Raw genomic sequence first — 21,516 nt, forward strand, 5'->3', positions numbered from 1 at the left:
TATGTTAAGAAAAATACCATTATTTCTATTGGGAATTTTGCTTATTTCTGTTACTTCCTGTTCTACTGCTAAGAAAGCTTCTGCAAGTAAGAAAGGAGCAGTAGCATCAGCTAAACCAAAGAAAAAACCAAAAAAAGGCGCAATACAGCCTTACAATAAAGTTATTACCAAAGATGCTAAAAGTGATACAGGTTTGTTTACTGTTCATGAATTAGATGATAAGTTCTACTATGAAATCCCAGATTCTCTTTTTAATAGAGAGATGTTAATGGTGACAAGAATAGCCAAAACAGCTTCAGGACTTGGTTTTGGAGGAGGAAAGCAAAATACACAAGTACTTCGCTGGGAAAAGAATAGAAAACAAGTTTTGTTAAGAGTGGTTTCACACAATGTAGTGGCTGCTGATTCTTTACCTGTTCATGAAGCAGTTGTAAATTCTAACTTTGAACCTATTCTATATTCTTTCCCAATTAAGGCATTTAGTAAAGATTCTTTAAATACAGTAATTGAAGTTACACCTTTATTTTCTAAAGATGTTAAAGCTTTAGGAATTCCTTCATTCAGAAGAAGACAATATAAAATCTCAAGATTAGATGCTTCTAGATCTTATATTGATAAGCTTAAGAGTTATCCTTTAAATATTGAAACAAGACATGTAAAAACATATAATGCAGGCGCTCCACCATCTAATGGAAGTGTAGGGTCTATTTCTGTTGAGATGAGTAACTCTATGATTTTACTACCTAAAGAACCAATGAAGAGACGTCATTTTGATGAGCGTGTTGGTTGGTTTGCTCGTGGTCAAGTAGATTATGGATTACAAGCACAAAAAAGTAAGCGAGTTACATTTTTAGATCGTTGGAGACTAGAAGTTAAAGATGAAGATCTTGATAAATTTAAAAGAGGCGAACTTGTTGAACCTAAGAAACAAATTATCTATTATGTAGATAGAGCAACACCTGAAGAGTGGAAGCCTTACATTAAACAAGGAATTGAAGATTGGCAAGTTGCTTTTGAAGCAGCTGGTTTCAAAAATGCAATTATAGCTAAAGATCCTCCATCTGTGGAAGAAGATCCAGATTGGAGTCCAGAAGATGTACGTTATTCAGTAGTACGTTATTTAGCTTCACCTATTCCAAATGCAAACGGACCTCACGTAAGTGATCCAAGAAGTGGAGAAATTTTAGAAAGTGATATCAACTGGTATCATAATGTAATGAGTTTATTAAGAAACTGGTTTTTTATTCAAACAGCAGCAATCAATCCAGATGCACAAACGCTAGAGTTTAAGAATGAAGTTATGGGGCGTTTAATTCGTTTTGTATCTGCTCACGAAGTAGGTCATACATTAGGTTTACCGCATAACATGGGAAGTAGTGTTGCATATACAGTTGAAAATTTAAGAAGTGCTGAGTTTACAAAAAAATATGGAACGGCACCATCTATTATGGATTATGCTCGTTTTAATTATGTTGCACAACCAGGAGATGAAGGCGTTGCTTTAATGCCAAACATCGGACCATATGATAAGTATTCAATTAGTTGGGGATATCGTCCAATTTTGGATGCTAAAACAGCAAATGATGAGAAGAAAACATTAGATAAGTGGATTCTTGACAAAGCTGGAGATCCAATGTACAGATTTGGACATCAGCAAGCTGGAGACGTAGTAGATCCAAGTTCTCAAACAGAGGATTTAGGAAGTGACGCTATGAAAGCTAGTGATTATGGAATCAGAAACTTAAAAAGAATTGTTCCAAACCTAATCAAATGGACAGCTAAAGATGGTAAAACATATGATGATTTAGATACAATGTACGGACAAGTTCTTGGACAGTATAATCGTTATATGGGACATGTTTCTTCAAATATTGGTGGAGTTTACGAACACAACAAAACATACGACCAAGAAGGAGCTGTTTACACACATGTACCTAAAGCAGATCAAAAAAGAGCTTTAAAATTTATCAACGATAACTTATTTCAAACACAAGAATGGTTATTAGATAAAGAAATTTTCAGTAAAACACAGTATTCTGGAACTACTGAAAGAATTAGAGGAACTCAAGTTCGTACATTAAACAGAATCTTAAGTTTAGGTAGACTTGCACGTGTAATGGAAAACGAAACATTAAACGGAAGTGATTCATATTCTATTTTAGAAATGATGCGCGACTTACGTAATGGAGTTTGGACAGAATTAAGCTCAGGTAGAAAAATTGACGCATATCGTCGTAACTTACAAAGAGCGCACATTGACAGATTAGCATATTTAATGACTGCTAAAAATCAACGTCAATTTAGAGGTAGTGATTATGTGAAATCTACTGCACTAAATACAAGTCAATCAGATTTACGTGCTGTTGTAAGAGCAGAATTAAATACACTAAAAAGAAGTGCTAGAGCTGCAGCTGGACGCACAGGTGATCAAATGAGTAAAATACATTTAAGAGATGTTGTAGAACGTATTGATGTGATTTTAGATCCAAAATAATACATTTCTCACATAAATTATAAAAAGCAGCTTTCGAGCTGCTTTTTTTATACTGCAAAGACAGGAATAACTTTTGGAATCTTTCTGCAAACCTCCAAATGCGTTTAATTTTACATACATTTTCCCCTTAATATATGTATGCAATAATTGACTGTAACAGTTTTTTCGCGTCTTGCGAAAGAGCTTTTGATCCTGAGTTGATAGGAAAGCCACTGGCAATACTATCCAACAACGACGGTTGTGTAATCTCTCGAAGTAGAGAAGCAAAAGCGTTAGGAATTCCTATGGGCGCACCGCTTTTCAAGTATAAAGAAATTATCGCACAAAAAAATATTCAAATCAAATCTTCTAACTATTCATTATACGGAGATATGAGTGAACGCGTAATGAAGTTACTCGAAAGTTTTTCTCCCGATGTAGAAGTATATAGTATTGACGAAGCTTTTTTGAAATTGCCTGAATCTAATGACTATCAAAAAATAGGTTGTACTATAAAAGATCATATCTATCAATGTACAGGAATTCCTGTAAGTGTCGGAATTGCACCAACTAAAGCACTCTCAAAAGCAGCAAATAATATTGTTAAAAAATTTCCAAAGAAAACAGATGGTTATTATGTAATTGATACAGAAGAAAAACGTATCAAACTACTCAAGTGGCTTCCTATAAAAGATATTTGGGGAATTGGATTTGGAAATGCAAAACGCTTACAAAATAAAGGTGTACAAACAGCATATGAATTTACAAAACTCAAAGACGATTGGGTAAAACGAAACATGTCTATCGTTGGCTTACGCCTAAAAAAAGATTTAGAAGGAGAACCAACTATCTTACTTGAGGACGAAGTACAAAACAAAAAAGTAATTGCAACGACACGAAGTTTTGAATTTACATTTTCAGACAAAGAAAACATGAAAGAGCGGATTGCTACATTCGCATCACGTTGTGCAGAAAAGTTACGAATGCAAGCTTCTTCATGCAATGTAGTCATGGTGTATTTAAAAAGCGATCGTAATAAACGCAGCGAATCGCAACATAGAGCCAATAGAATACTCACATTGCCATACGCAACGAATTCTACACTAACAATCAATCAATTTGCACAAAAAGCATTAGATACTATCTATAAACCTGGAATCAAATACAAAAGAGCTGGCGTTATTTTAATGGGATTGGTGAAAACAAATGCTTTACAACTCGATTTATTCAAAAATGAAGATCCAAAACACAAGCAACTCATGACAGCAATGGATACATTAAATGAAAAATATGGTGAACGAAAAATAAAAATGGCAAATCAAGATTTACAACGAACTTGGAAAATGCGACAAGCACACTTATCACCTGAGTACACCACAAAATTTAGTGATATCATTACATTAAACTGCAATACAATCTAATTGAAAAGAAATGAAAAGGAACCAACAAAACGAACTACTGACGTTTTACAAGTCAATACAAGGAACCACAAAGCTTGAATTTGTTTCAGAAGGAATTTCTGCAGGATTTCCTTCACCAGCAGATGATTTTAAAAACAAACGCATCAGTTTAGATGAAGAACTCATCAATGATGTAAATACAACATATTACGCGCGTGTAAGTGGCGAATCTATGATTGGTGCAGGATTGGACAATAATGACTTATTAGTCATCGATAAAAGTATCACGCCAACAAACGGAAAAATTGCTGTTTGTTATGTAGATGGAGAATTTACAGTAAAGCGTTTAAAAATGACCAAAGAATGTGTTTATCTCATGCCAGAAAACGATAATTACAAGCCAATAAAAGTAACAAAAGACAAACAATTACTTATTTGGGGAATTGTAACGTATGTAATTAAAAAAGTATAAGTTTGGCAAACTAAAAAATCACTTCTGAAATTCTTCAAAAGTGATTTTTTAAAATTATATAAAGTACATATTATCTTCCTTCAACCAACTGCGCCGTAAATGGTACTTGACGCAATTTTGGTGCTTGAAACCCTTCTACTTGTGTACACAACCCGAAAGCCACTAAGGCAGATGCAATAGCACCTTCTTGCCAACCTGGCAATGATGACAACTGATCACCTACAATATAAAAACCATCATCGCCTTCTTGTAAGGTATTAAAAACCCATTCTGCAGATTCATGTGGTGCATGCGCATGTTTTGCCTTCTTTAGAATAGTACGCTTTCGTATGCGGAGAATATCATGGTAATTTAAAGTTGGGTCTTTAGTTTGATCGTCAATTTTTGTCCAGTCGACCCAACCACCTCGTTGTGTTTTAATATTTTGCCAAGCTATGGTTAGTCCATGATCTAGTTGATCAGCAAACGCTTCGCCATGTAATTGTTCTGCACCATTCTTTGCTTCTTCCAATCGCCATGCTGGATCTTCATCTCCCCAAATTGTTGCATTATCTGAAAAATTATACGCGCCTGTAAGTATTCCTAAATTTTGATGATAATCATTAGAAGGATACCACATTTGTACCATTGGATTCTTAGTCCAAGAAATACCTCCAAAAATTGGAACCGTATTTTTATCTTCAGGATCTTGCCAATACTTTCGCTTACTTTGCCAACCTACTTTTACTGTCGGACGTAAAAACTCTTTATGATCAAAAACTATATTTAAAGCTTTTTCAAAATCAGGGTTTTTAAATAAACCTTTTGCGATTTTATCTTGTAATAATGGAATTGGCATATTGCTAAAACATTTATGTACTGTTTTAGAATCAACAGAATCTCCACTTTTATAACTCACAACATATTGAGTATCTTTTCTAGCAATTTCGGTTACAGGCGCACTCAACATAATAGTGCCGCCGAGTTTTTGTACTTCAACTGCCAACGCTTTTACAATCATATCCATTCCGCCAACAGGCTGAAACGAAGTTTGTTGCCATAAGAAATCATCTGGTTGATAGAAGCTTAATTTCCAAAATTCAGAATCTAGCATTTTTGTAAAATCAAGTTTTGGAATAATATTTTCTTCTTCACCTAGCATTGTTTTTCCTGGTAATTCGGTATATCCAGAACGTGATGTTTTTTCAAATATTCCGCTTTCGCTTAAATCGCCAAACTTTTTCAACCAATCTTTAAAAGTTGCTGCTTTTACTTCACTTATGTTACCTTCTTTATCTTCTAATGCATCTTCCAAAGGTTTTATAAAACTTAAAAACTTCTCGTATTTTGTAGCATCTTTACTATCTTTAATTATTTCTAATAACTCAGGCAATGCATATAAAAATTGTGAAAAATATCCTCTTGGATCATTTGCCAATCTGCGATTTACAATAGTTTCAGGATTTTCTTCTGCATCCAAAAAAGCTTTGCCATCATACACTACATTCGATCGGCTTTGCATTACATAAATTTCTAACTTCACGCCAAGTGTTTTACAATAATTCAATACATCACGGTGTGCAGACGGAATTCGCCCAGGACCACAATTCAAATACGGTAAGTTATACATGTCTTCAACTGTAAAATTACAAGTTTGTGTATAGGTTGTATTTGGTTTATTTTCTGGATTCTCTGTAAAGCTATCACCAGGTCGTACGGTAAGGCTTCGTCCGCCAATTCTGTTTAGTGCTTCTAAAACCGTTACTTTATACTTTGTATTTTTTAGCAATTCATATGCGACAGACAATCCTGCTACGCCAGCACCAATAACAATAACTTCTTCTCCTTCACCAATATTTTTGGAAATAAGAGATTGTCCTCGTTGTCGTTTTAGAATTTGTTTTTTATCTAGACTTGTGGTTAACATCTCAAGCTCACCGCCGTTTTGATCTGTCTTTCGTAAAAAAGTCAATGTTGAAGTAGCTTTGTTCTCATCCATGATTTTAGTTTTTTGGTAGTTAAATAATATGGTATTGCATTTGTATGCAATGAAGTTAATTAAAAAAAACAAGAATCTGTAGGAATAGTATTAACTTAATAAGTTGCCTAAAGAAATGTAGAAAGTTCCTTTAGGATTTTATATATGTTAGAAAATATGCTGAAATAAAAAATATGTGTAAAAAGTGTAATAAATAATTCAATTAAGACTCTAAAGAATAAATCAACAATAATTACGGATATGAAATTGAAAATAAAATGTATTGCATATACTAAAAATGGGTTTGGTTGTGTATGAATGCTAAAGAAGAATATTTTAGAGAAGTTTATGAGGATTTAAAAGATAAAATCTATCGTCTCTGTTTGGGTTTTATGGGAAATACTACTGATGCGGACGATTTATTTCAAGAAGTATTAATCAAAATTTGGAACAGTTTAGATAGTTTTAGAGGTGAAAGTTCTATCAATACTTGGGTGTATAGAATTACTACAAATACAGCGCTATTATCAAGAAGTAAAATTAATAAACTAAAAAAGAAGCATACCAACCTAATTCCTGAAAACTTAAAAACTGAAAGTACGGAAGCATCTTCACCTTTTGGGCAAGAACAAATTAAAAAACTATACAAAGCCATTTCTTCTTTAAAGGAAATTGACCGAATTATCATGAGTTTAGTATTAGAAGATATTAGTTATAAAGAGATTGCTGATATCACTGGAATTAGTGTTTCTAATGTTGGCGTACGGATTAATAGAATAAAAAAAGCACTAGCTAAGAAAATATAATAGGATGGAAGAACAAATTATAAAATGGAAAAATATGTGGAAAGAGCAAAAATCTAATGCAATGAATACAAATGAATTAATAGCACGATTAAATCAAATCGAAAAAAAGGCAAAATTCCAACGGATAAAACTAATTACTGCTTTACTTGTAATTATGGTAGCTTCGGTGTTATTCCTATCTGAATTATTAGGGAATACGTTTTATTTAGTATCGTATATATTATTAGTTATTGGTATTGCTATAAAATTAGTTCCGCTGTATCAAACTAATTATGGAAAGATAACCAATGAATCAAGCTTTAACAATCATGATTATATAAAAAAACTGACTAAAAAAATGCGTTTCAAAACAAAACATCTACTATTATATATGTCTATCATTATACTAGCATTAAATATGGCTTTGCTTGGATTATATGAAAAAGGAACAATTTTCAATTTTGAAATTAATGATGAAAATAGAAGCTACTTTCACCTTGCAACAATCATTCTTTTTGTAGTTGCGTATATCATAAACAAAAGAAATATGGATGCTAATAAAAAGGAAACAGTAAGCTTGATTAAAGATTTAGAAAATACTAATTAGTAACACTTACTAATGCCTTTTTACTTTTTAAGTAATTCATCAAGAATCGCCTCCAAATAAGCAAGATCATTTTCAGTAAAGTCTTTTATTTTTTTTGTTTCTTTATCAAAAGTAGGAGGAATTCCGGCACCAATATAGTTGATAACACCATGTTCATCTACAATCATAATCTTTGGATACGCTTTTACACCTAAATCTTTCTTTAAAAAAGACTTTGCACTAACCAAATGATCAAAAGTGTAGTCGTTTGTTTTCAAAAATTGTTGTACACTTTCTTTGGAATCAAATGTTATCGATCTAAAGTCAACGCTGTCTTTATATTTTTTATGTAGTATATTTAAAAGTGGCATTTCGCGTCTGCAAGGAACGCAATTCACAAACCAAAGATTAATGAAGGTTATCTTGCCTTTAAAATCCTGTTCAGTTACTTTTTTACCTTCTAAATTCCGTAATTTAAAATCAGGAAATGGCTTATTTTCTAGTTGATATAAGCGTTCATTCTTACTAGGTTTAGAATCAAATTCATATTTAATTATATGAATAATAGAATCCTTTTTTTTAATAGTATTGACAATCGTATAACTAACCATGAAAGTCATCGTACTATTTTTTGAATTAGTAGCAGTATTTAAGCCTTGAACGCGTTTATCTAGTTGTGTTTTGGTGTAGGTTTTCTTTCCTTCTTCCGTTCTAAAAAACTCTTGTGCTTGTATAATGTTTATACAGAAGATAAAAATAGTAAGTGTAGCAATTTTCTTTAACATAGCAGTAATTAGGAGATTCACAGACAATACTTCAATGTACGTTAAATAATCCAAAACATTATAACGTTCACACTGAATGTAGTCAAACTTCTTCATATTTTTATTGAAAAAATCCTACTAAAAAAATTAGTAGGATTAAGAAGTTTTACTTTTGATAGCTATCTACTTAGGTTTGATCAGATATAGCTGTCCAGTTTAAATATGGAGTAGTTCCTGTTCTTCCGCATTGAGATTGATTCTGTACTCTATAGATATTCAATTCTTCACTAAAAGGAATCGTTTTAGAAGCACTTCCTCCTGGACCTAATTCTCCACTAAATGCACTACTATTGGAGTTGTTGTTAAAGAAATTAAATTTTACACTGTTTGTATTACTTGGGTTTGACACAGCAAGTTGCACAACGACGTTGGCACTGACTGCAAAAAAGTCAGCTGTTCTACATTTTAGTGTACCTCCGTGTACATCATCAAGATTACCTACAGTTTTTGTTAAAACTATGTCTCGCTCTAAATTTAAATTATTACTCATAATATTTATTTTTAAATTGTTAATTTATATCACGAATGATTGATCTCCGTGGTATACTATCAAACTTTTTGATAGTGTTATTTTAAATCTTTTTTGAAAATTTAAAATTGGTAATCAAATAAATCTAGTAGCTACTTAATCAAATCTTTATGTGATTACAACACGAATTTGATACTTTTTAAAAGTATAAATCATGAAAATGTAATAAGATATTGATTTTGGGTAATGAAGTAATCCAATTACAGTATTAGATGAATAGGAATATAGAAGATTTCTTAAAATAATTTAAGCTATCTCAGAATCTAAGAATAAAGTACTTCTAACTGGACTAATAATTTGAAACACCATAAACGTTCACACTGAATGTAGTCAAACTAAGGTTAATTAATCGAAGTTAAAAATAAAATTGATTGAGTTAAGTCTAAATCACGCTTTAATAAAATCCTCGTATTCATAATAAAACGCTTCAAACTGTTTCATTGTTTCATTGAGGAAAAGCATTGTTTCTTGCCAAGTATTCTTATTATGAATAGAAACTTGGTGTTTTTCAAGATAAATTCTGGAAATTTCCTTTCCGTTGTCTAACACATAATCTGCATTAAAAACAGCCTCTGGTAAAAATTCATCTTTCAAAATACTCTTTAGCGAAATCATTTTATCCCAATACTTAATGCGATTCTCAATATTCTGATCTTCAATATCAAGCGTAACCATTGCTTTTCTCTTATCGAAATAAAACTTAAATGAAAAATCTTTAATTTTTGTATTGTATAAAATCCACTTTCGTGGAAATGACTTTCCAAACGAAGTCCAAAAATCTTTTCGTAATTTCTGCGATTCTGCTTTGCTAAACATGAAAAAAATGAATTTTTTAATTCCGTACACTCACTGAGTTAAATAGAAGTGTACTAAGGAAACTATTATTAAAGTAACGTATTTAATTCTAAATTAGAATAACTATGAAACACAATTTTCACAGGTTCCTATAAGTAATATTTGAGAAAAATTTATCTTTCTATTAGGTATCGAAGGTATTTTCATTTCAACAGATAAGCAATCTACTTTTCCGCAATCCTGACATTGAAAATGCGGATGAATGTCAGAATGTTGTGTTGAAGAACAACTATGACATGTTGCATACCATTTAAGTCCATCTTTATCCATAAATGAATGTACAATGCCATCGCTCTCCATGCGTTCAAGAATTCTATAAATGGTAGTTTTATTCATCTTTTGTTGTAAAAGATCAATTAATTGCACAACAGAAATGGCATCTTCATTTCTCTCAAAAATATCAAGTAATGTTTGAACAGATTTCGTTTTTCTAATAACTCCCATAATACAAAATTAAGGCTAGTTAGTTGCATTAACAAAAAAAATAACTACTTTTGCAACTCAGTTGCATTAATATATGGTTTTTAATAAAAATAATTCAGATTTTATAGGAGCGTTCATAAGTAGTTTTTGTTTGCTACACTGTGTATTTACGCCGTTTCTATTTATTGTACAAACACACACAATTAGTCATGGTGTATCCGTCCCGGTTTGGTGGAAAATGTTAGATTTTGTTTTTCTCATCATATCGTTTATTGCCATTTATTGGTCTAGTAAGTCAACTAGTAAACAATGGATGAAATCTTTACTTTGGATCACATGGCTGTGTTTGTGCATAATTATTATGAATGAAAAAGTAGGCTGGTTTTCTATTCCAGAGTATACTATTTACCTACCTGGTATTGGTTTGGTAGTTCTTCATCTATACAATAGAAAATACTGTCAATGTCAAAAAGATCAATGCTGCGCAATGCATATTGAAAAATCGTAGCATACTAAATTACGAACTACCAAAAATGAAAAGTTTCAATATCATACCATTTGAGAAATTTCGAAATACGTCTAACTATCAATTGATTGAAGACGGAATTTATAATGACTTAAATGATGTTGATGGGTTTTCTACGTACCGAACTGCAATTGCAATTACATTTGAAAAAGAAAAACTTCCAAAGAAAGAAGTAGAAAAACAGCTAGAATCGTATTTTGTATACATTGAAGAAGCGTTGAGTTTTGATGAAAATAAAACCTATTCCTATGTCATAGGAGGCGAATTAGAAGATCTTCAAAACTTCAAGGCTGTCATTAAAAAATAGATGTGTACATTTATACAAAAAGGATAGGAGCATACGTATATTTTCTTTTTCATAACGTAAAAAAAAGTAAATGGATAGTATTACACAAGCTGTATTAGGTGCCGCTATAGGTGAGGCTACACTTGGAAAAAAGATAGGAAGCAAAGCAGCAATTGCAGGAGCTATTATTGCTACGGTTCCTGATCTTGATGTGATACTACATTTATTTTATGACAAATTTAAAATGCTAAGTATTCATAGAGGTTACAGTCATTCCATTGTATTTAGTATTATTGGCGCATTACTGCTAGCATTTGTACTCAGTAAAATAAAATGGTTTTCTCAAATTTCCTTTAAAAGATGTTTCCTTTTCGTATGGTTATGTCTTTTTACACATATATTATTGGATACTTTCACAGCATACGGCACACAATTACTATTGCCGTTTAGTGACCGCAGAGTAGGTTTTGATAGTATTAATGTGGTCGATCCTGTGTATACACTTCCTATGATTATAGGATTAATAGCAAGTGTTTGGCTATATCGTTCGCATAAAAACAGATCAAAATTTAATAATTATGGTTTATGGATCAGTTCTATATACTTACTCTTTACCTTACTACATAAAGAAATAGTAGCAACTAATATTGAAAGAGGTTTTACAAAAAATAACATCAGCTATACATCTTTGTTAACCATGCCTGTTGGAGTTGCTAATATCAATTGGTATGGTGTAGCAAAAACGAAGGATAGTATATATATGTGCAAACACAGTACCTTTTCTAATACAGACAAAACCATCACAGCTTTTCCTATAAATGATCACTACTTACAGGAAATAGATCAACATGTTGCAGATAAAATGCGTTGGTTTGCAAAAGGATTTTATACGGTAACAAAACATCATGACACCATTAGGGTATATAATCTTCAAGTGGATATGCGAGGTATTGCAAAAGAAGGAAATCAAAAAGTGCCAACTGTTGGGTATTTCAAAATTGTAAACCAAAATGGAACTTCTACATTTTCTTCAGGAAGCGTAAAGAAGCAATAGTAATAAAATAAGGAAGTCCGCGTATTATATAAAGAAGGCAATGGTAGTTGCTACAATAATCACCAACAGTTTTGTTAAATTGAACTTATGTCCTTCCGAACTTTCAAACAATATTGTGGTAGAAATATGTAAAAAGATTCCAATAACTAATGCTGAAATTTGATTTTGATAAGCTTCTAAAAATGTAACGTGCTCAGATAAAAAACTACCCAAAGGCGTCATCAATGCAAACAAAACTAAAAATGATATAATAGAAACCTTTGATAATTTTGACTTATAAAAAAATGTTGTCAAAATAATAGCTACGGGGATTTTATGTACTACAATTCCATAGATCAAATGTTCATGATGATGCATAGGGAAACCTTCTAACACTGCATGAATACTCAGACTTAAAAATAATAACCACGGAAACGCAGTACTATTTTTATGTAAGTGTACATGTCCATGTTCGGCACCTTTTGAAAAGAATTCTAGGAAAATCTGCAATAAAATCCCAACCATTATAAAAATACCATAACTGCTTTTATAATCTAAAAAAACGGTTGGTAGTAAATTAAAAATGGTGATGGCTAGTAAAAAAGCTCCACTAAATGCGAGCAATAATTTCATGCGTTTCTTATCGCGAAGCTGAAAAACAGTCACAAACAAAAAACCAAATACAACGGCAAAAATAGGAAGTAAATACTGTATCATTTAAAAATCATAATAAGTCTGTTGGAAGTTTTTCTATTAAACTTTCCTAAACTATAATCGCCAAAAATAGCTAATAAATCAATAGCAGCTGCTTTAAAATACGATTCAAAATCTTCAAGGCGCAAACCTTTTACTTTTTCGGTATAATGATGCTCGCGTCCGTCAGCTTCAAAACGGATATCTTTATAAATAAAACCGTCTTCTACATAGCGATGTAGGCGAAAAATAATTCCATCTACTTCTTTCACTTCGTTTTCTACCAAGTTATCAATCACAAAATCAGCATTCAAAAAATCAATCACACCAAAACCTTGTTCATTTAGTTCTGTTTTAATAGACTTTATAGTGCGCAAGTTATCGTCTTCACTTTCAAAATACCCAAAACTTGTAAATAAATTAAATACGGCATCAAACTGTTTCGGATACGGTTTACACATATCATGCACTTCAAAGCGCAAGCTATCATTGGCAAACTGTGAAGCAAATTCAATACTATTAGCAGACAAATCTACACCAGTAACATCATAGCCCATTTTATTCAAAAAGACAGAATGTCTTCCTTTTCCGCAGGCCAAGTCCAAAATAGTTCCGTCTTCGGGCATGTTCAAAAACTCAACCAAATGTTTCATAAAGGCTTCCGCTTCATCATAACCTCTATCCTTATATAATATATGATAATAAGGTGTGTCAAACCACGATGCGTACCAAGTTGTCTCTTCTTTCTGCATATTCTTATTTTGGGGTTTCCTCCATTTTTATGGAGGTCAGGCTATCCGCACTCGCTTTTTTTATTTTGTCATTCCTGCGAAGGCAGGAATCCAAATCTAAAAAAGAGCTCAAACAAATGCTGCTATCCTTAACCCAGTTTCTATTAAACAATACATTTAACAGATTGCAAAATTAATACATTTTGCGCTTTAGTAGTCGTGACAGTTAAAAAATAATTTCAAAAACATTCAATATATACTGCGTTCATAAGATCATAAACTTTATCACATTGATTTGATTTCAACTATGATTCTTATTATTTTAGCAATGAAAAAGAACTATTGTTTACATTATTAAAGAATTACTATGAAAAACAACCTCAATAATATGGCAGGTTTAGACATATACATGTCCAATATAACCAGCGAAGAAGACAATAGAAAAGCAACAAATACCGAGTCTCTTAGTTACAAGCCTATGCCATTAATGAGTTGGGACATTTATATGGAAAGTTTTCATGAAATGTTAGAAGATGCCAAAAAGAAAACAGAAATAAAACAAGTAGCAACTCTAGCTAAAAAGCACAATTGGCAAAACGATCTCAACTTGGTATTTTCCGAGCATGACTATGAAGCTTTAATCATTACGGACATTCACCAAAATATCATATGGGTTAATGAAGGTTTTTCGGAAATGACAGGCTATTCACAAAAGTTTGCAGTAAACAAAACACCAAAATTTTTACAAGGCGAACAAACTTCTGAGGAAGCCAAAAGCAGGATTCGAGAAAAAATTATGCAAAACAAACCTTTCAAAGAAATTATCATTAATTACAAAAAAGACAATACAGCTTATAAATGTGAAGTTAGCATCATACCACTATACGGTGAGGAAACAACTCATTTTATCGCATTAGAAAAACAAGTTGTATAGCACAACACAAATAGGTTGTCTAAAAAGTTTTTAGACAACCTCTTATTTTTATATATCTATCGAAAACGTTTAGCTTTCTTCTTCTCCTACTGCTTCTGTTTGCGTGGTTACAGAACCAGTTTCAGAATTCCCGTATACAGGTGTTTCATTTCGTAGAATATCAATAACTCTTGCAAAATTATCGGCAGTCATATAAGGTGTTTCTTCTCTATCACCTTGAAATGTGGTAAAATAAAACTTTCCTAAATCAATTTTTGGGTCCCATACCGCTTGATACGATTTTAACTTCGTCCATGTTGTAGTTCCTTGTGCATACTGTGGCATAACTTTTTCTTTAATGGTTAATAGCTAGTAAAAGTACTGTAGAAGAGAAAGATACACAGGAGGAAAATCACCCTTATTAACTTTATAGTTCTATTATTTGTGTAGAGAAATATTTCATTTTGCTATAAAACACAACGCTTATACAATAATTGCTACGCTTACACAGAATATTTAGAAATATTGAAAAAACTATCAGATATTAGTGAAAAATAAAAGGAATGTATTTGCAACAGGGAAAGATACCGCAGTAGAAGTTACGGCGGCTACAATTGAAAAAGGTAAAATAATATTTAGACCTAGTGTGAATATATCTTTTTTTTGGTAGTCAAAACTTGGTGTATTGCGCTTTTTTTGAACTATGTCAGATCAATATTCTTATCTGATAAAAAGCTTATATAAATAATAAAACTGTTTAAAATAATAGTTTCTTTTATGTATAACTCTTAAGCCTATTAAAAATCACTTAAATTTGTAAGAAAACATAGGTTGTATAATGAACATATGTTCATTATACACACGTTAGCTTACATTGAAAAATGACAAGAACACTTGAAAATTTAATTGAATTAGGTAATGAAAACTTGCATTTTCTTAATAACTCGTTATCTGCATTTGATAAGGGACAACTATTTGAAGTAAAAAGAATAGCATCAACCATCAGAACCTTAGTACATGATACCAGTCAAAGCCATTCGTTGATTGGTCAAATAGAAAATCATCCTGACAATAAGTTCACGGAACCAATGATGTTTTTTGACAGGGGTGGAATCCCTGAAAGTCTCCAAAGTAATATTGCTTCGTATGTAGATTGCCAAGTTCCAAGAATACGAATTAACATTTCGCAAGAAGAATTTCTTGACACATTTAGATTGTTCAAGTCTCGGAATCATTGGTGGAATAGGATGATACTTGGTGCGCCAGGTGTAAATAAAAAAATATGGTCGAGGAGGGAATTAACATTAAAGTACGCAAATAAAGAAGGAGGGAGTCATGTTGACCCAGTGATTCCAACAGATTTAATAGAGGCTCAGAATAGTATGAATTTTGTTGGACCTGATTACGAAATTGGAGTTGGGTATGTTGTTATGTTTGAGGCTGGAGTTTCAATGATTCAAAGTTTTCATAACTATATTGAAAAAGTAAAAAACGTAAGCTAACAAAACCTAAACTGCATTAAAACGCAGTTTAGCCAAAACCGTTACCAATAATTTGATGAAAAGCGCACTACTACTAATAATATTAACTTTTTTATTGTTCAGTTGTAATGATAAAACTTTAAAAATGTCTGAATTAGACTTTTTAGATTTCAATCAAGCAAGTATATTAAAAAATAATATAAAGAAGACTCTTTTGATATCGGGATTTGATACTGCACTTTATAAAAAGAACGATACAATTGAAATTATCGAATATAATGGAAACGGAAATATTAAAACCGTATGGAGGAAATCTTTTATGTATAGCATAAATGAAGAATATGAATACGACTCATTAGACCTTGAAAAGCAAAAAATATTTTTTACTGATTTTAAAGCTATTTTCAATTTTCGCTATGAATTTGATAACGATAGCTTAATCCTCTATAAGTATTATACTGAACCTTCTATTGGAATTTCAAAACAGGATGTTTCAAAACCAGCAGCTATTTTTAAATTCAAAAAAGATGGAAAAATTCTAGAATCCTATCAGTATCAGAATAACGATTATGGAAAGGGTAAAAAGCTCACTACAAAATACGTTTACGACACAAAATTGAACTCATTATCTACGAAAGAAATATTATACGAACCAAGTGATAACGAAGATTCATCATTGAGTTCTAATGCAATAACTGATTATTATTACTCTAACAAAAATCTTGATTCAACTTTAACAACTTTAAGCTGGATAGATAGAGAAAATCAAAATCAAAGCTATTCACGTAAAGTAATATTTGACCAAAATGGGTTAGCTTTAAAAACAATTACTATGGATAGTTTAATTATATATTACAAGCATATTAAATAAAAACTATTGGTAACACCGTGTATAATTAATTGCTTTGTTCTTACCTACTTGCGAATATTCCTGCGGAATATTCACGGGTTCGTAAAAGTTTACTAATTTAGTTGCTTAACTACGCAACTAACCATACACAAACACGTTACCAGCAATTAATGAAAAACAGCGAAAAATATTCTAAGAGTTCAATAAAACCTTTTGATTTTTCAGAACACGTAAAAAAAAGACCTTTTATGTATTTTGGAAATATCATAAGCCTCTTTTTAGGATTAGTCACTGATTGTATAGAATTATCTAAAACTGATAAAATTCTTTTTAAAATAATTCTATTAGGGGATAACGACTTTGCAATTAATATTTCTACAAATAGTAATATAAACTCATTTTTGGAACACTTTACTCACAAAACAAAAGATTTTGAAGATTATTATTTGCCTCAAGTTTTAAAAGCTATATCCAAAACGTTTAACATCAGTCAAGAAAATGATTGTGAAACAACAATTTCTTTTTCATTTGACAAAAAAATTATTCAAAACACTACGATTGATTATTTAAATTTAACCGAAAAAGCTTTATTAATCTCAGTCTTAAACAAACAAATAGAAACATTAACAATAGACAAAAGGCATAAATATTTATCACAAAATTATTATTATTTTCCAGAAGGTATATTCTACTTGTTTGACCAAGTAAACAAAGAAGTTTTAGGAAAACCAAAGTTTAAAATAACAATCGATGACACAATAAATTCTAATCAATATCAAGTTGGACTTGCTTATAGAACAGATTGGTATCCAACACCACATATTCTAAGTTTTGCTAATAATACCGAAACAAGATGTGGAGGCTCATTAGTTGATGGTGTTTTTGATGGACTTTTATCAGCTTGTAAGACATATGTTAAGAAACACAACCTAGAAACCTTTAAAGTTAAAAGAAAAAAAATGTTAAATGGATTAATAATTGTATGCTCTGTTCGTGGTGAAAATTTTGAATTTAGTGGCAGTTTTAAAGAGAAACTTGAAAGTAAAATTGTCTATACGCAAATTAAAAAAACAATTAAAAAATCTGTTTTAGACTTACTAAATGAGAATGATGGAATAGCCAATGATTTTCTATGTAGGTTTGATAAAACTCATTTAACAAGTGGAATGTATTAAAAAACAGCTGGTAACAACGTGTATAAAACATAGCTAGTAAAGGCTAAACCGAAAGGTTCTTGCTTATTACCATAGACCACCAAATTTTTAATTTGGCTTTTAAAAAGAGAAAAATTAAAAACAAAATATAAAAATTCGGCTCTGTGTTAATCCGATAAGTTAGTGTCTTTTTGCACGCTAAGTTTCATACACAAACCGTTGTAAACAATTTAGAGCATATATGACGAAAAAAGAAATTAATACCATTCTGAAAACTGAATCTGGAATTATCCTATTAGAAAAGGAATCTGAACAATCTTTTTTTGAATCGATTTTAAACAATACTGTTTCGTTAATTTCTGCTATATATTTCTTCACAAGAAAAAAACTAGATACTTTAATTCTGACTGAAAAAAGAATTTTATTAATAGTGCGGAACAAAATTCAACTTGAAAAAAAGTTAAACGGAAATGAATCATTGATATATAACGGTGTGAAATCTGCATTAGAAATAACTGAGCAAAATGAAAAATCTATTTTTGGACTGAATAAATTGCGTGTGAGTTATGAAGAGGGAAAATCAATAAGACAAAAACTAACCGAATTTGAAAACAGAACTGAATAAAAAACTGTTTACAACAATGTATAACCGCAATTACGGCGGATTCGACTACGTCCGAATCCACTCGGAATTGCGAGTGTCAGTGCTTAGTCGAAAAACAGTAACTTAAAACCCATAACTGACGGCTATACGAGACCGTTGTAGGTAATTAAAAAGAACTTTATGTTTAAATGGTTTAAGAAAAAAAGAAAACCAGAATCTGAATTTTTAAAAACAGATTCTAATCAACATTCATTTCGTTGGTTGGAACTTGGAGCGAATGACAATCCATTTAATAAAAAAGTTTTGGATATTAGCTCTTATACTACAACTACTATGGCATTTACAAAAGAGAAAAAAATTGCCGAAAAATATAATGAGTTAAGAAGTTCTTTAGGAAAAGAATTAGTTGATTTTGATACCACAAATTTTAATAAAACATCAGTTAACTTAGAATATCCTCATAATGGAGATAAGCTAGAAGGAATTGCTTTTAAAGCAGATTCTATGGATTGTAAATGGGATATTTATGCCTATAATGATTATCTCTTTTTTTCTAGAAGTTGGGATGGCGAATTAATCTATAAAGCTAGATATGATATCACAAGTGATAAAATAGTAATATCAGAAGTATTATTCAATAATTTTTCTTCTGATAACGAAGCAAAAAATGATGTTCATTTTCTAATTAAATCCCATGCAATTGGGCAGGCATTCCCTCACTTAATTCCAAATGAACTTAAAACGGAATCAGAAATTGCTCTATGGTCTTTTTCTAAATTTGGAAATCGAGCATATTTTGCAGCTTATGAAACTATTATTGACACAGTTGTAAGTACAAAAGAATAACTACCCACAACACGTGTATAATTAATTGCTGTTGCTGGCTAAGACGATGGTTCTTCCTTACTTTTTACTATATTGTAACTGCGGAAAATAAATCACGTATTTGAACGCAACTAACCATACACGAATACGTTGCCCAACATTTGAAAAAAACATTATGAAATATAAATTACTATTAGTTACAACATTAATATTTAGCCTTTTAACGAAAGCTCAAAACTTGAATGATAAAAATTTAATGGGAGAATGGAAAGCTATTAATGTAAATATTCCTAATTCTGATGAAGTTCCACAAAAAGAAGCTTTAAAAATGGTTGAAAATGCTTTTTTAAACTCAAAATTCAATTTCAAAGGAAACAGAGTTTTTAGGATCAAATTTGGAAAACTAGCTGATGAAAGAATGAAAGAATTGTTTGTTCTTGACAATCAAAATTGGGAAATAAAAGACAACCAAATACTAATTGGAACAAAAAATGATGGATTTTCTTCAATGCATATTACTGTTCAAAAAGTAGAGGGCAAAACATATTTCATACTTCCAATGATTCGATTAGAAATGGAAAAATTAAGTGATGATAAACCTTCAAAGCCTAAAATTATTGAATCAAAATCAGAAAAAGCAAAAGGTGTTGATTACTCAAAAGCAGAAATTGTAATTAAAGAAATTGACAAAACTAAAATTGTTGAATTTAAGCAAGCTGAAAACCCGCCATTGGCACCTGATTGTAAATCGAAATGGGATATTGATAAAAAGCAAAAATGCACGAATAAGTTTATTCAACAACACGTAATGAGAAAATTCAATACAAGTCTTGCTGATGATGTTGGACTTTCTGGTAGAGTAAAAATAATGATAGAATTTATAATTGATACTAATGGAAAACCAGTAAACATCAATGCTACTGGTGGACCAGATATTATGAACCAAAACGCAATTGAAGTTATCGGACTATTACCAAATTTGAAACCTGGAATGAAAGATGGAAAACCAATTAACGTTTCCTATAAAATGCCTTTGATATTCCAAGTTCACGATTAAATGACATAATTCATTGCTAGTTCTAGCCTACTTGGAAATTCCGAAGGAGTTTCCTTTGGTTCGTTTTAGTTTACTAATTTAGTTGCTTAAAGACGCAACGAAATCATACACAAACACGTTGGCGTGCATTAAACAGAACATATGAAAAAAACATTACTATTATTAATAATTTTAAACTTCACAATTTCAATTCATTGTCAATCATCGATTGAATACATTAACAAAGGAATAGTTTATAGCAAGTCAAAAAACTATATTAAGGCAATAGAAAATTATAGTAAAGCTATAAAACTTGATTCTAGTTTTATTAATGCATATTTATTTAGAGGTATGAATAATTTTGAATTAAAAAATTATGAGGAATCAATTCAAGACTTCACTAAGGTAATAAATTTAGAGTCAAATAATCCATTACCTTACTATTTAAGAGGTCGTTCAAAACAGTTTTTAAAACAGCACGAATCATCAATCCAAGATTTTAATAAATTTATTGAAATTAATCCTCAAGACAAAGAAGGATACTTTTATAGAGGATGGGCTAAGAAACAATTAGGCAATTTAAAAGATGCAATTCTAGACTATAATAAAGCAATTGAACTTGACTCAAATGATGCTCGAATATATAAATATAGAGGATATGCTAAAAATAAATTAGGAGATTTTCAAGGAGCTATAAAAGACTTTAATAAAGCTATTAAAATTAATCCTACTGACCATAACTCTTTTTTTAATAGAGGTCTTTCTAGACAAAAGTCAGGAAATATAAAAGGAGCTTGTTCTGATTGGAATCAGGCAAGTAAATTGGGTAATATTAAAACTTCTGATTTACAAAAAAAAACATTGTAAATAGATTCCCACGCTAGCGCTCGTTTGTAACGAGTGCTTTACACATAAAGACCAACTACAACTTCCCCTTAATCTATTCTAGTTCATCAATTAAAAAGTTTATATAAATAACAAAACTGTTTAAAACAGTAGTTTGTTTTATGAAAAACTCTTTAACTTATTAAAAATCACTTAGATTTGTAAGAAAACATAGGTTGTATAATGAACATATGT

Annotated in this window: 24 protein-coding genes; 16 read left to right on the forward strand and 8 right to left on the reverse strand. The window is 31.0% G+C overall.

The features are described 5' to 3' along the window. The first annotated feature begins 1 nt into the window (after nt 1). The 3 genes from ACUUYC_RS14055 to ACUUYC_RS14065 all read left to right on the forward strand — a co-directional run bounded on the left by ACUUYC_RS14055 (nt 2) and on the right by ACUUYC_RS14065 (nt 4,345). Nucleotides 2-2,494: a zinc-dependent metalloprotease gene (locus tag ACUUYC_RS14055; RefSeq protein ID WP_474266673.1), complete on the forward strand. Its 2,493-nt coding sequence runs from the start codon at nt 2-4 to the stop codon at nt 2,492-2,494. A 134-nt stretch (nt 2,495-2,628) separates the two neighbouring features. After that, the gene (locus ACUUYC_RS14060; protein WP_474266675.1) at nt 2,629-3,894 is read left to right on the forward strand and encodes a Y-family DNA polymerase; all 1,266 of its coding nucleotides are present in this window, start codon (nt 2,629-2,631) and stop codon (nt 3,892-3,894) included. Between the two features lie 10 nt (nt 3,895-3,904). Beyond that, nucleotides 3,905-4,345, forward strand: a complete 441-nt coding sequence (locus ACUUYC_RS14065) for a LexA family protein (protein ID WP_474266677.1) — start codon at nt 3,905-3,907, stop codon at nt 4,343-4,345. Between the two features lie 70 nt (nt 4,346-4,415). Here the strand turns inward: ACUUYC_RS14065 and ACUUYC_RS14070 are convergent, their stop codons facing one another. Next, nucleotides 4,416-6,323 (reverse strand): flavin monoamine oxidase family protein, encoded by a 1,908-nt coding sequence (locus ACUUYC_RS14070; protein ID WP_474266679.1) that lies wholly within the window; start codon nt 6,321-6,323, stop codon nt 4,416-4,418. A gap of 293 nt (nt 6,324-6,616) precedes the next feature. Between ACUUYC_RS14070 and ACUUYC_RS14075 the strand changes: the two genes are divergently transcribed. Further along, entirely contained in the window at nt 6,617-7,108 is a 492-nt protein-coding gene (locus ACUUYC_RS14075) for an RNA polymerase sigma factor (RefSeq protein WP_474266681.1), read from the forward strand. A 4-nt stretch (nt 7,109-7,112) separates the two neighbouring features. After that, nucleotides 7,113-7,694 carry a hypothetical protein gene (locus tag ACUUYC_RS14080; protein ID WP_474266683.1) on the forward strand — a complete coding sequence of 194 codons (582 nt, stop codon included), beginning with the start codon at nt 7,113-7,115 and terminating at the stop codon, nt 7,692-7,694. 20 nt (nt 7,695-7,714) lie between these two features. Here the strand turns inward: ACUUYC_RS14080 and ACUUYC_RS14085 are convergent, their stop codons facing one another. The 4 genes from ACUUYC_RS14085 to ACUUYC_RS14100 all read right to left on the reverse strand — a co-directional run bounded on the left by ACUUYC_RS14085 (nt 7,715) and on the right by ACUUYC_RS14100 (nt 10,325). Then, nucleotides 7,715-8,458, reverse strand: coding sequence for a TlpA family protein disulfide reductase (locus ACUUYC_RS14085; RefSeq protein WP_474266685.1), 744 nt, complete (start codon nt 8,456-8,458; stop codon nt 7,715-7,717). 166 nt (nt 8,459-8,624) lie between these two features. After that, the gene (locus ACUUYC_RS14090; RefSeq protein ID WP_474266687.1) at nt 8,625-8,987 is read right to left on the reverse strand and encodes a hypothetical protein; all 363 of its coding nucleotides are present in this window, start codon (nt 8,985-8,987) and stop codon (nt 8,625-8,627) included. A 426-nt stretch (nt 8,988-9,413) separates the two neighbouring features. Further along, complete coding sequence (locus ACUUYC_RS14095) at nt 9,414-9,842, reverse strand: DUF4268 domain-containing protein (RefSeq protein ID WP_474266689.1); 429 nt, start codon at nt 9,840-9,842, stop codon at nt 9,414-9,416. Between the two features lie 102 nt (nt 9,843-9,944). Beyond that, nucleotides 9,945-10,325, reverse strand: coding sequence for a Fur family transcriptional regulator (locus ACUUYC_RS14100; protein WP_474266691.1), 381 nt, complete (start codon nt 10,323-10,325; stop codon nt 9,945-9,947). Nucleotides 10,326-10,398: 73 nt separating this feature from the next. Between ACUUYC_RS14100 and ACUUYC_RS14105 the strand changes: the two genes are divergently transcribed. The 3 genes from ACUUYC_RS14105 (at nt 10,399) to ACUUYC_RS14115 (ending at nt 12,170) form a co-directional block, all read left to right on the forward strand. Further along, nucleotides 10,399-10,812, forward strand: a complete 414-nt coding sequence (locus ACUUYC_RS14105) for a MerC domain-containing protein (RefSeq protein WP_474266693.1) — start codon at nt 10,399-10,401, stop codon at nt 10,810-10,812. Nucleotides 10,813-10,837: 25 nt separating this feature from the next. Beyond that, nucleotides 10,838-11,137, forward strand: a complete 300-nt coding sequence (locus ACUUYC_RS14110) for a hypothetical protein (protein ID WP_474266695.1) — start codon at nt 10,838-10,840, stop codon at nt 11,135-11,137. A 70-nt stretch (nt 11,138-11,207) separates the two neighbouring features. Beyond that, a complete protein-coding gene (locus tag ACUUYC_RS14115) occupies nt 11,208-12,170 on the forward strand; it encodes a metal-dependent hydrolase (RefSeq protein WP_474266697.1) in 963 nt (320 codons plus the stop codon). 24 nt (nt 12,171-12,194) lie between these two features. On the opposite strand, the gene ACUUYC_RS14120 is transcribed toward ACUUYC_RS14115, so the two are convergent. Continuing rightward, complete coding sequence (locus ACUUYC_RS14120; RefSeq protein WP_474266699.1) at nt 12,195-12,866, reverse strand: ZIP family metal transporter; 672 nt, start codon at nt 12,864-12,866, stop codon at nt 12,195-12,197. Continuing rightward, entirely contained in the window at nt 12,863-13,594 is a 732-nt protein-coding gene (locus ACUUYC_RS14125; protein WP_474266701.1) for a class I SAM-dependent methyltransferase, read from the reverse strand. Before ACUUYC_RS14125 ends, ACUUYC_RS14120 begins: the two co-directional genes overlap by 4 nt. A 346-nt stretch (nt 13,595-13,940) precedes the next feature. Between ACUUYC_RS14125 and ACUUYC_RS14130 the strand changes: the two genes are divergently transcribed. Next, nucleotides 13,941-14,507 carry a PAS domain-containing protein gene (locus ACUUYC_RS14130; RefSeq protein WP_474266703.1) on the forward strand — a complete coding sequence of 189 codons (567 nt, stop codon included), beginning with the start codon at nt 13,941-13,943 and terminating at the stop codon, nt 14,505-14,507. Between the two features lie 69 nt (nt 14,508-14,576). Here ACUUYC_RS14130 and ACUUYC_RS14135 read toward each other — a convergent pair whose 3' ends face one another. Beyond that, the gene (locus ACUUYC_RS14135; RefSeq protein WP_474266705.1) at nt 14,577-14,831 is read right to left on the reverse strand and encodes a hypothetical protein; all 255 of its coding nucleotides are present in this window, start codon (nt 14,829-14,831) and stop codon (nt 14,577-14,579) included. Nucleotides 14,832-15,367: 536 nt separating this feature from the next. Between ACUUYC_RS14135 and ACUUYC_RS14140 the strand changes: the two genes are divergently transcribed. From ACUUYC_RS14140 to ACUUYC_RS14170, 7 genes are all read left to right on the forward strand, one after another. Next, nucleotides 15,368-15,988: a hypothetical protein gene (locus tag ACUUYC_RS14140; RefSeq protein ID WP_474266707.1), complete on the forward strand. Its 621-nt coding sequence runs from the start codon at nt 15,368-15,370 to the stop codon at nt 15,986-15,988. A 55-nt stretch (nt 15,989-16,043) separates the two neighbouring features. Next, nucleotides 16,044-16,838 (forward strand): hypothetical protein, encoded by a 795-nt coding sequence (locus ACUUYC_RS14145; RefSeq protein ID WP_474266709.1) that lies wholly within the window; start codon nt 16,044-16,046, stop codon nt 16,836-16,838. Nucleotides 16,839-16,987: 149 nt separating this feature from the next. Next, entirely contained in the window at nt 16,988-17,992 is a 1,005-nt protein-coding gene (locus ACUUYC_RS14150) for a hypothetical protein (protein ID WP_474266711.1), read from the forward strand. Nucleotides 17,993-18,212: 220 nt separating this feature from the next. Further along, on the forward strand, nt 18,213-18,596 hold the full coding sequence (locus tag ACUUYC_RS14155) for a hypothetical protein (RefSeq protein WP_474266713.1): 384 nt from the start codon (nt 18,213-18,215) through the stop codon (nt 18,594-18,596). Between the two features lie 159 nt (nt 18,597-18,755). Further along, nucleotides 18,756-19,421, forward strand: a complete 666-nt coding sequence (locus ACUUYC_RS14160; RefSeq protein ID WP_474266715.1) for a hypothetical protein — start codon at nt 18,756-18,758, stop codon at nt 19,419-19,421. A gap of 154 nt (nt 19,422-19,575) precedes the next feature. Continuing rightward, nucleotides 19,576-20,457 carry an energy transducer TonB gene (locus ACUUYC_RS14165; protein ID WP_474266717.1) on the forward strand — a complete coding sequence of 294 codons (882 nt, stop codon included), beginning with the start codon at nt 19,576-19,578 and terminating at the stop codon, nt 20,455-20,457. Between the two features lie 141 nt (nt 20,458-20,598). Continuing rightward, nucleotides 20,599-21,303 carry a tetratricopeptide repeat protein gene (locus tag ACUUYC_RS14170; RefSeq protein WP_474266719.1) on the forward strand — a complete coding sequence of 235 codons (705 nt, stop codon included), beginning with the start codon at nt 20,599-20,601 and terminating at the stop codon, nt 21,301-21,303. The last annotated feature ends 213 nt before the right edge of the window (nt 21,304-21,516 follow it).

Source organism: Kordia sp. E, assembly GCF_056033805.1.

Excerpts from the sequence above, each read along its gene's own strand:
- ACUUYC_RS14080 (WP_474266683.1), top strand. The coding sequence starts at position 7,113 with ATGGAAGAACAAATTATAAAATGGAAAAATATGTGGAAAGAGCAAAAA.
- ACUUYC_RS14070 (WP_474266679.1), bottom strand. The coding sequence starts at position 6,323 with ATGGATGAGAACAAAGCTACTTCAACATTGACTTTTTTACGAAAGACA.
- ACUUYC_RS14115 (WP_474266697.1), top strand. The coding sequence starts at position 11,208 with ATGGATAGTATTACACAAGCTGTATTAGGTGCCGCTATAGGTGAGGCT.
- ACUUYC_RS14105 (WP_474266693.1), top strand. The coding sequence starts at position 10,399 with ATGGTTTTTAATAAAAATAATTCAGATTTTATAGGAGCGTTCATAAGT.
- ACUUYC_RS14065 (WP_474266677.1), top strand. The coding sequence starts at position 3,905 with ATGAAAAGGAACCAACAAAACGAACTACTGACGTTTTACAAGTCAATA.
- ACUUYC_RS14150 (WP_474266711.1), top strand. The coding sequence starts at position 16,988 with ATGAAAAACAGCGAAAAATATTCTAAGAGTTCAATAAAACCTTTTGAT.
- ACUUYC_RS14090 (WP_474266687.1), bottom strand. The coding sequence starts at position 8,987 with ATGAGTAATAATTTAAATTTAGAGCGAGACATAGTTTTAACAAAAACT.
- ACUUYC_RS14160 (WP_474266715.1), top strand. The coding sequence starts at position 18,756 with ATGTTTAAATGGTTTAAGAAAAAAAGAAAACCAGAATCTGAATTTTTA.
- ACUUYC_RS14165 (WP_474266717.1), top strand. The coding sequence starts at position 19,576 with ATGAAATATAAATTACTATTAGTTACAACATTAATATTTAGCCTTTTA.
- ACUUYC_RS14125 (WP_474266701.1), bottom strand. The coding sequence starts at position 13,594 with ATGCAGAAAGAAGAGACAACTTGGTACGCATCGTGGTTTGACACACCT.
- ACUUYC_RS14075 (WP_474266681.1), top strand. The coding sequence starts at position 6,617 with ATGAATGCTAAAGAAGAATATTTTAGAGAAGTTTATGAGGATTTAAAA.
- ACUUYC_RS14155 (WP_474266713.1), top strand. The coding sequence starts at position 18,213 with ATGACGAAAAAAGAAATTAATACCATTCTGAAAACTGAATCTGGAATT.
- ACUUYC_RS14130 (WP_474266703.1), top strand. The coding sequence starts at position 13,941 with ATGAAAAACAACCTCAATAATATGGCAGGTTTAGACATATACATGTCC.
- ACUUYC_RS14085 (WP_474266685.1), bottom strand. The coding sequence starts at position 8,458 with ATGTTAAAGAAAATTGCTACACTTACTATTTTTATCTTCTGTATAAAC.
- ACUUYC_RS14110 (WP_474266695.1), top strand. The coding sequence starts at position 10,838 with ATGAAAAGTTTCAATATCATACCATTTGAGAAATTTCGAAATACGTCT.
- ACUUYC_RS14095 (WP_474266689.1), bottom strand. The coding sequence starts at position 9,842 with ATGTTTAGCAAAGCAGAATCGCAGAAATTACGAAAAGATTTTTGGACT.
- ACUUYC_RS14170 (WP_474266719.1), top strand. The coding sequence starts at position 20,599 with ATGAAAAAAACATTACTATTATTAATAATTTTAAACTTCACAATTTCA.
- ACUUYC_RS14060 (WP_474266675.1), top strand. The coding sequence starts at position 2,629 with ATGTATGCAATAATTGACTGTAACAGTTTTTTCGCGTCTTGCGAAAGA.
- ACUUYC_RS14055 (WP_474266673.1), top strand. The coding sequence starts at position 2 with ATGTTAAGAAAAATACCATTATTTCTATTGGGAATTTTGCTTATTTCT.
- ACUUYC_RS14135 (WP_474266705.1), bottom strand. The coding sequence starts at position 14,831 with ATGCCACAGTATGCACAAGGAACTACAACATGGACGAAGTTAAAATCG.
- ACUUYC_RS14140 (WP_474266707.1), top strand. The coding sequence starts at position 15,368 with ATGACAAGAACACTTGAAAATTTAATTGAATTAGGTAATGAAAACTTG.
- ACUUYC_RS14100 (WP_474266691.1), bottom strand. The coding sequence starts at position 10,325 with ATGGGAGTTATTAGAAAAACGAAATCTGTTCAAACATTACTTGATATT.
- ACUUYC_RS14145 (WP_474266709.1), top strand. The coding sequence starts at position 16,044 with ATGAAAAGCGCACTACTACTAATAATATTAACTTTTTTATTGTTCAGT.
- ACUUYC_RS14120 (WP_474266699.1), bottom strand. The coding sequence starts at position 12,866 with ATGATACAGTATTTACTTCCTATTTTTGCCGTTGTATTTGGTTTTTTG.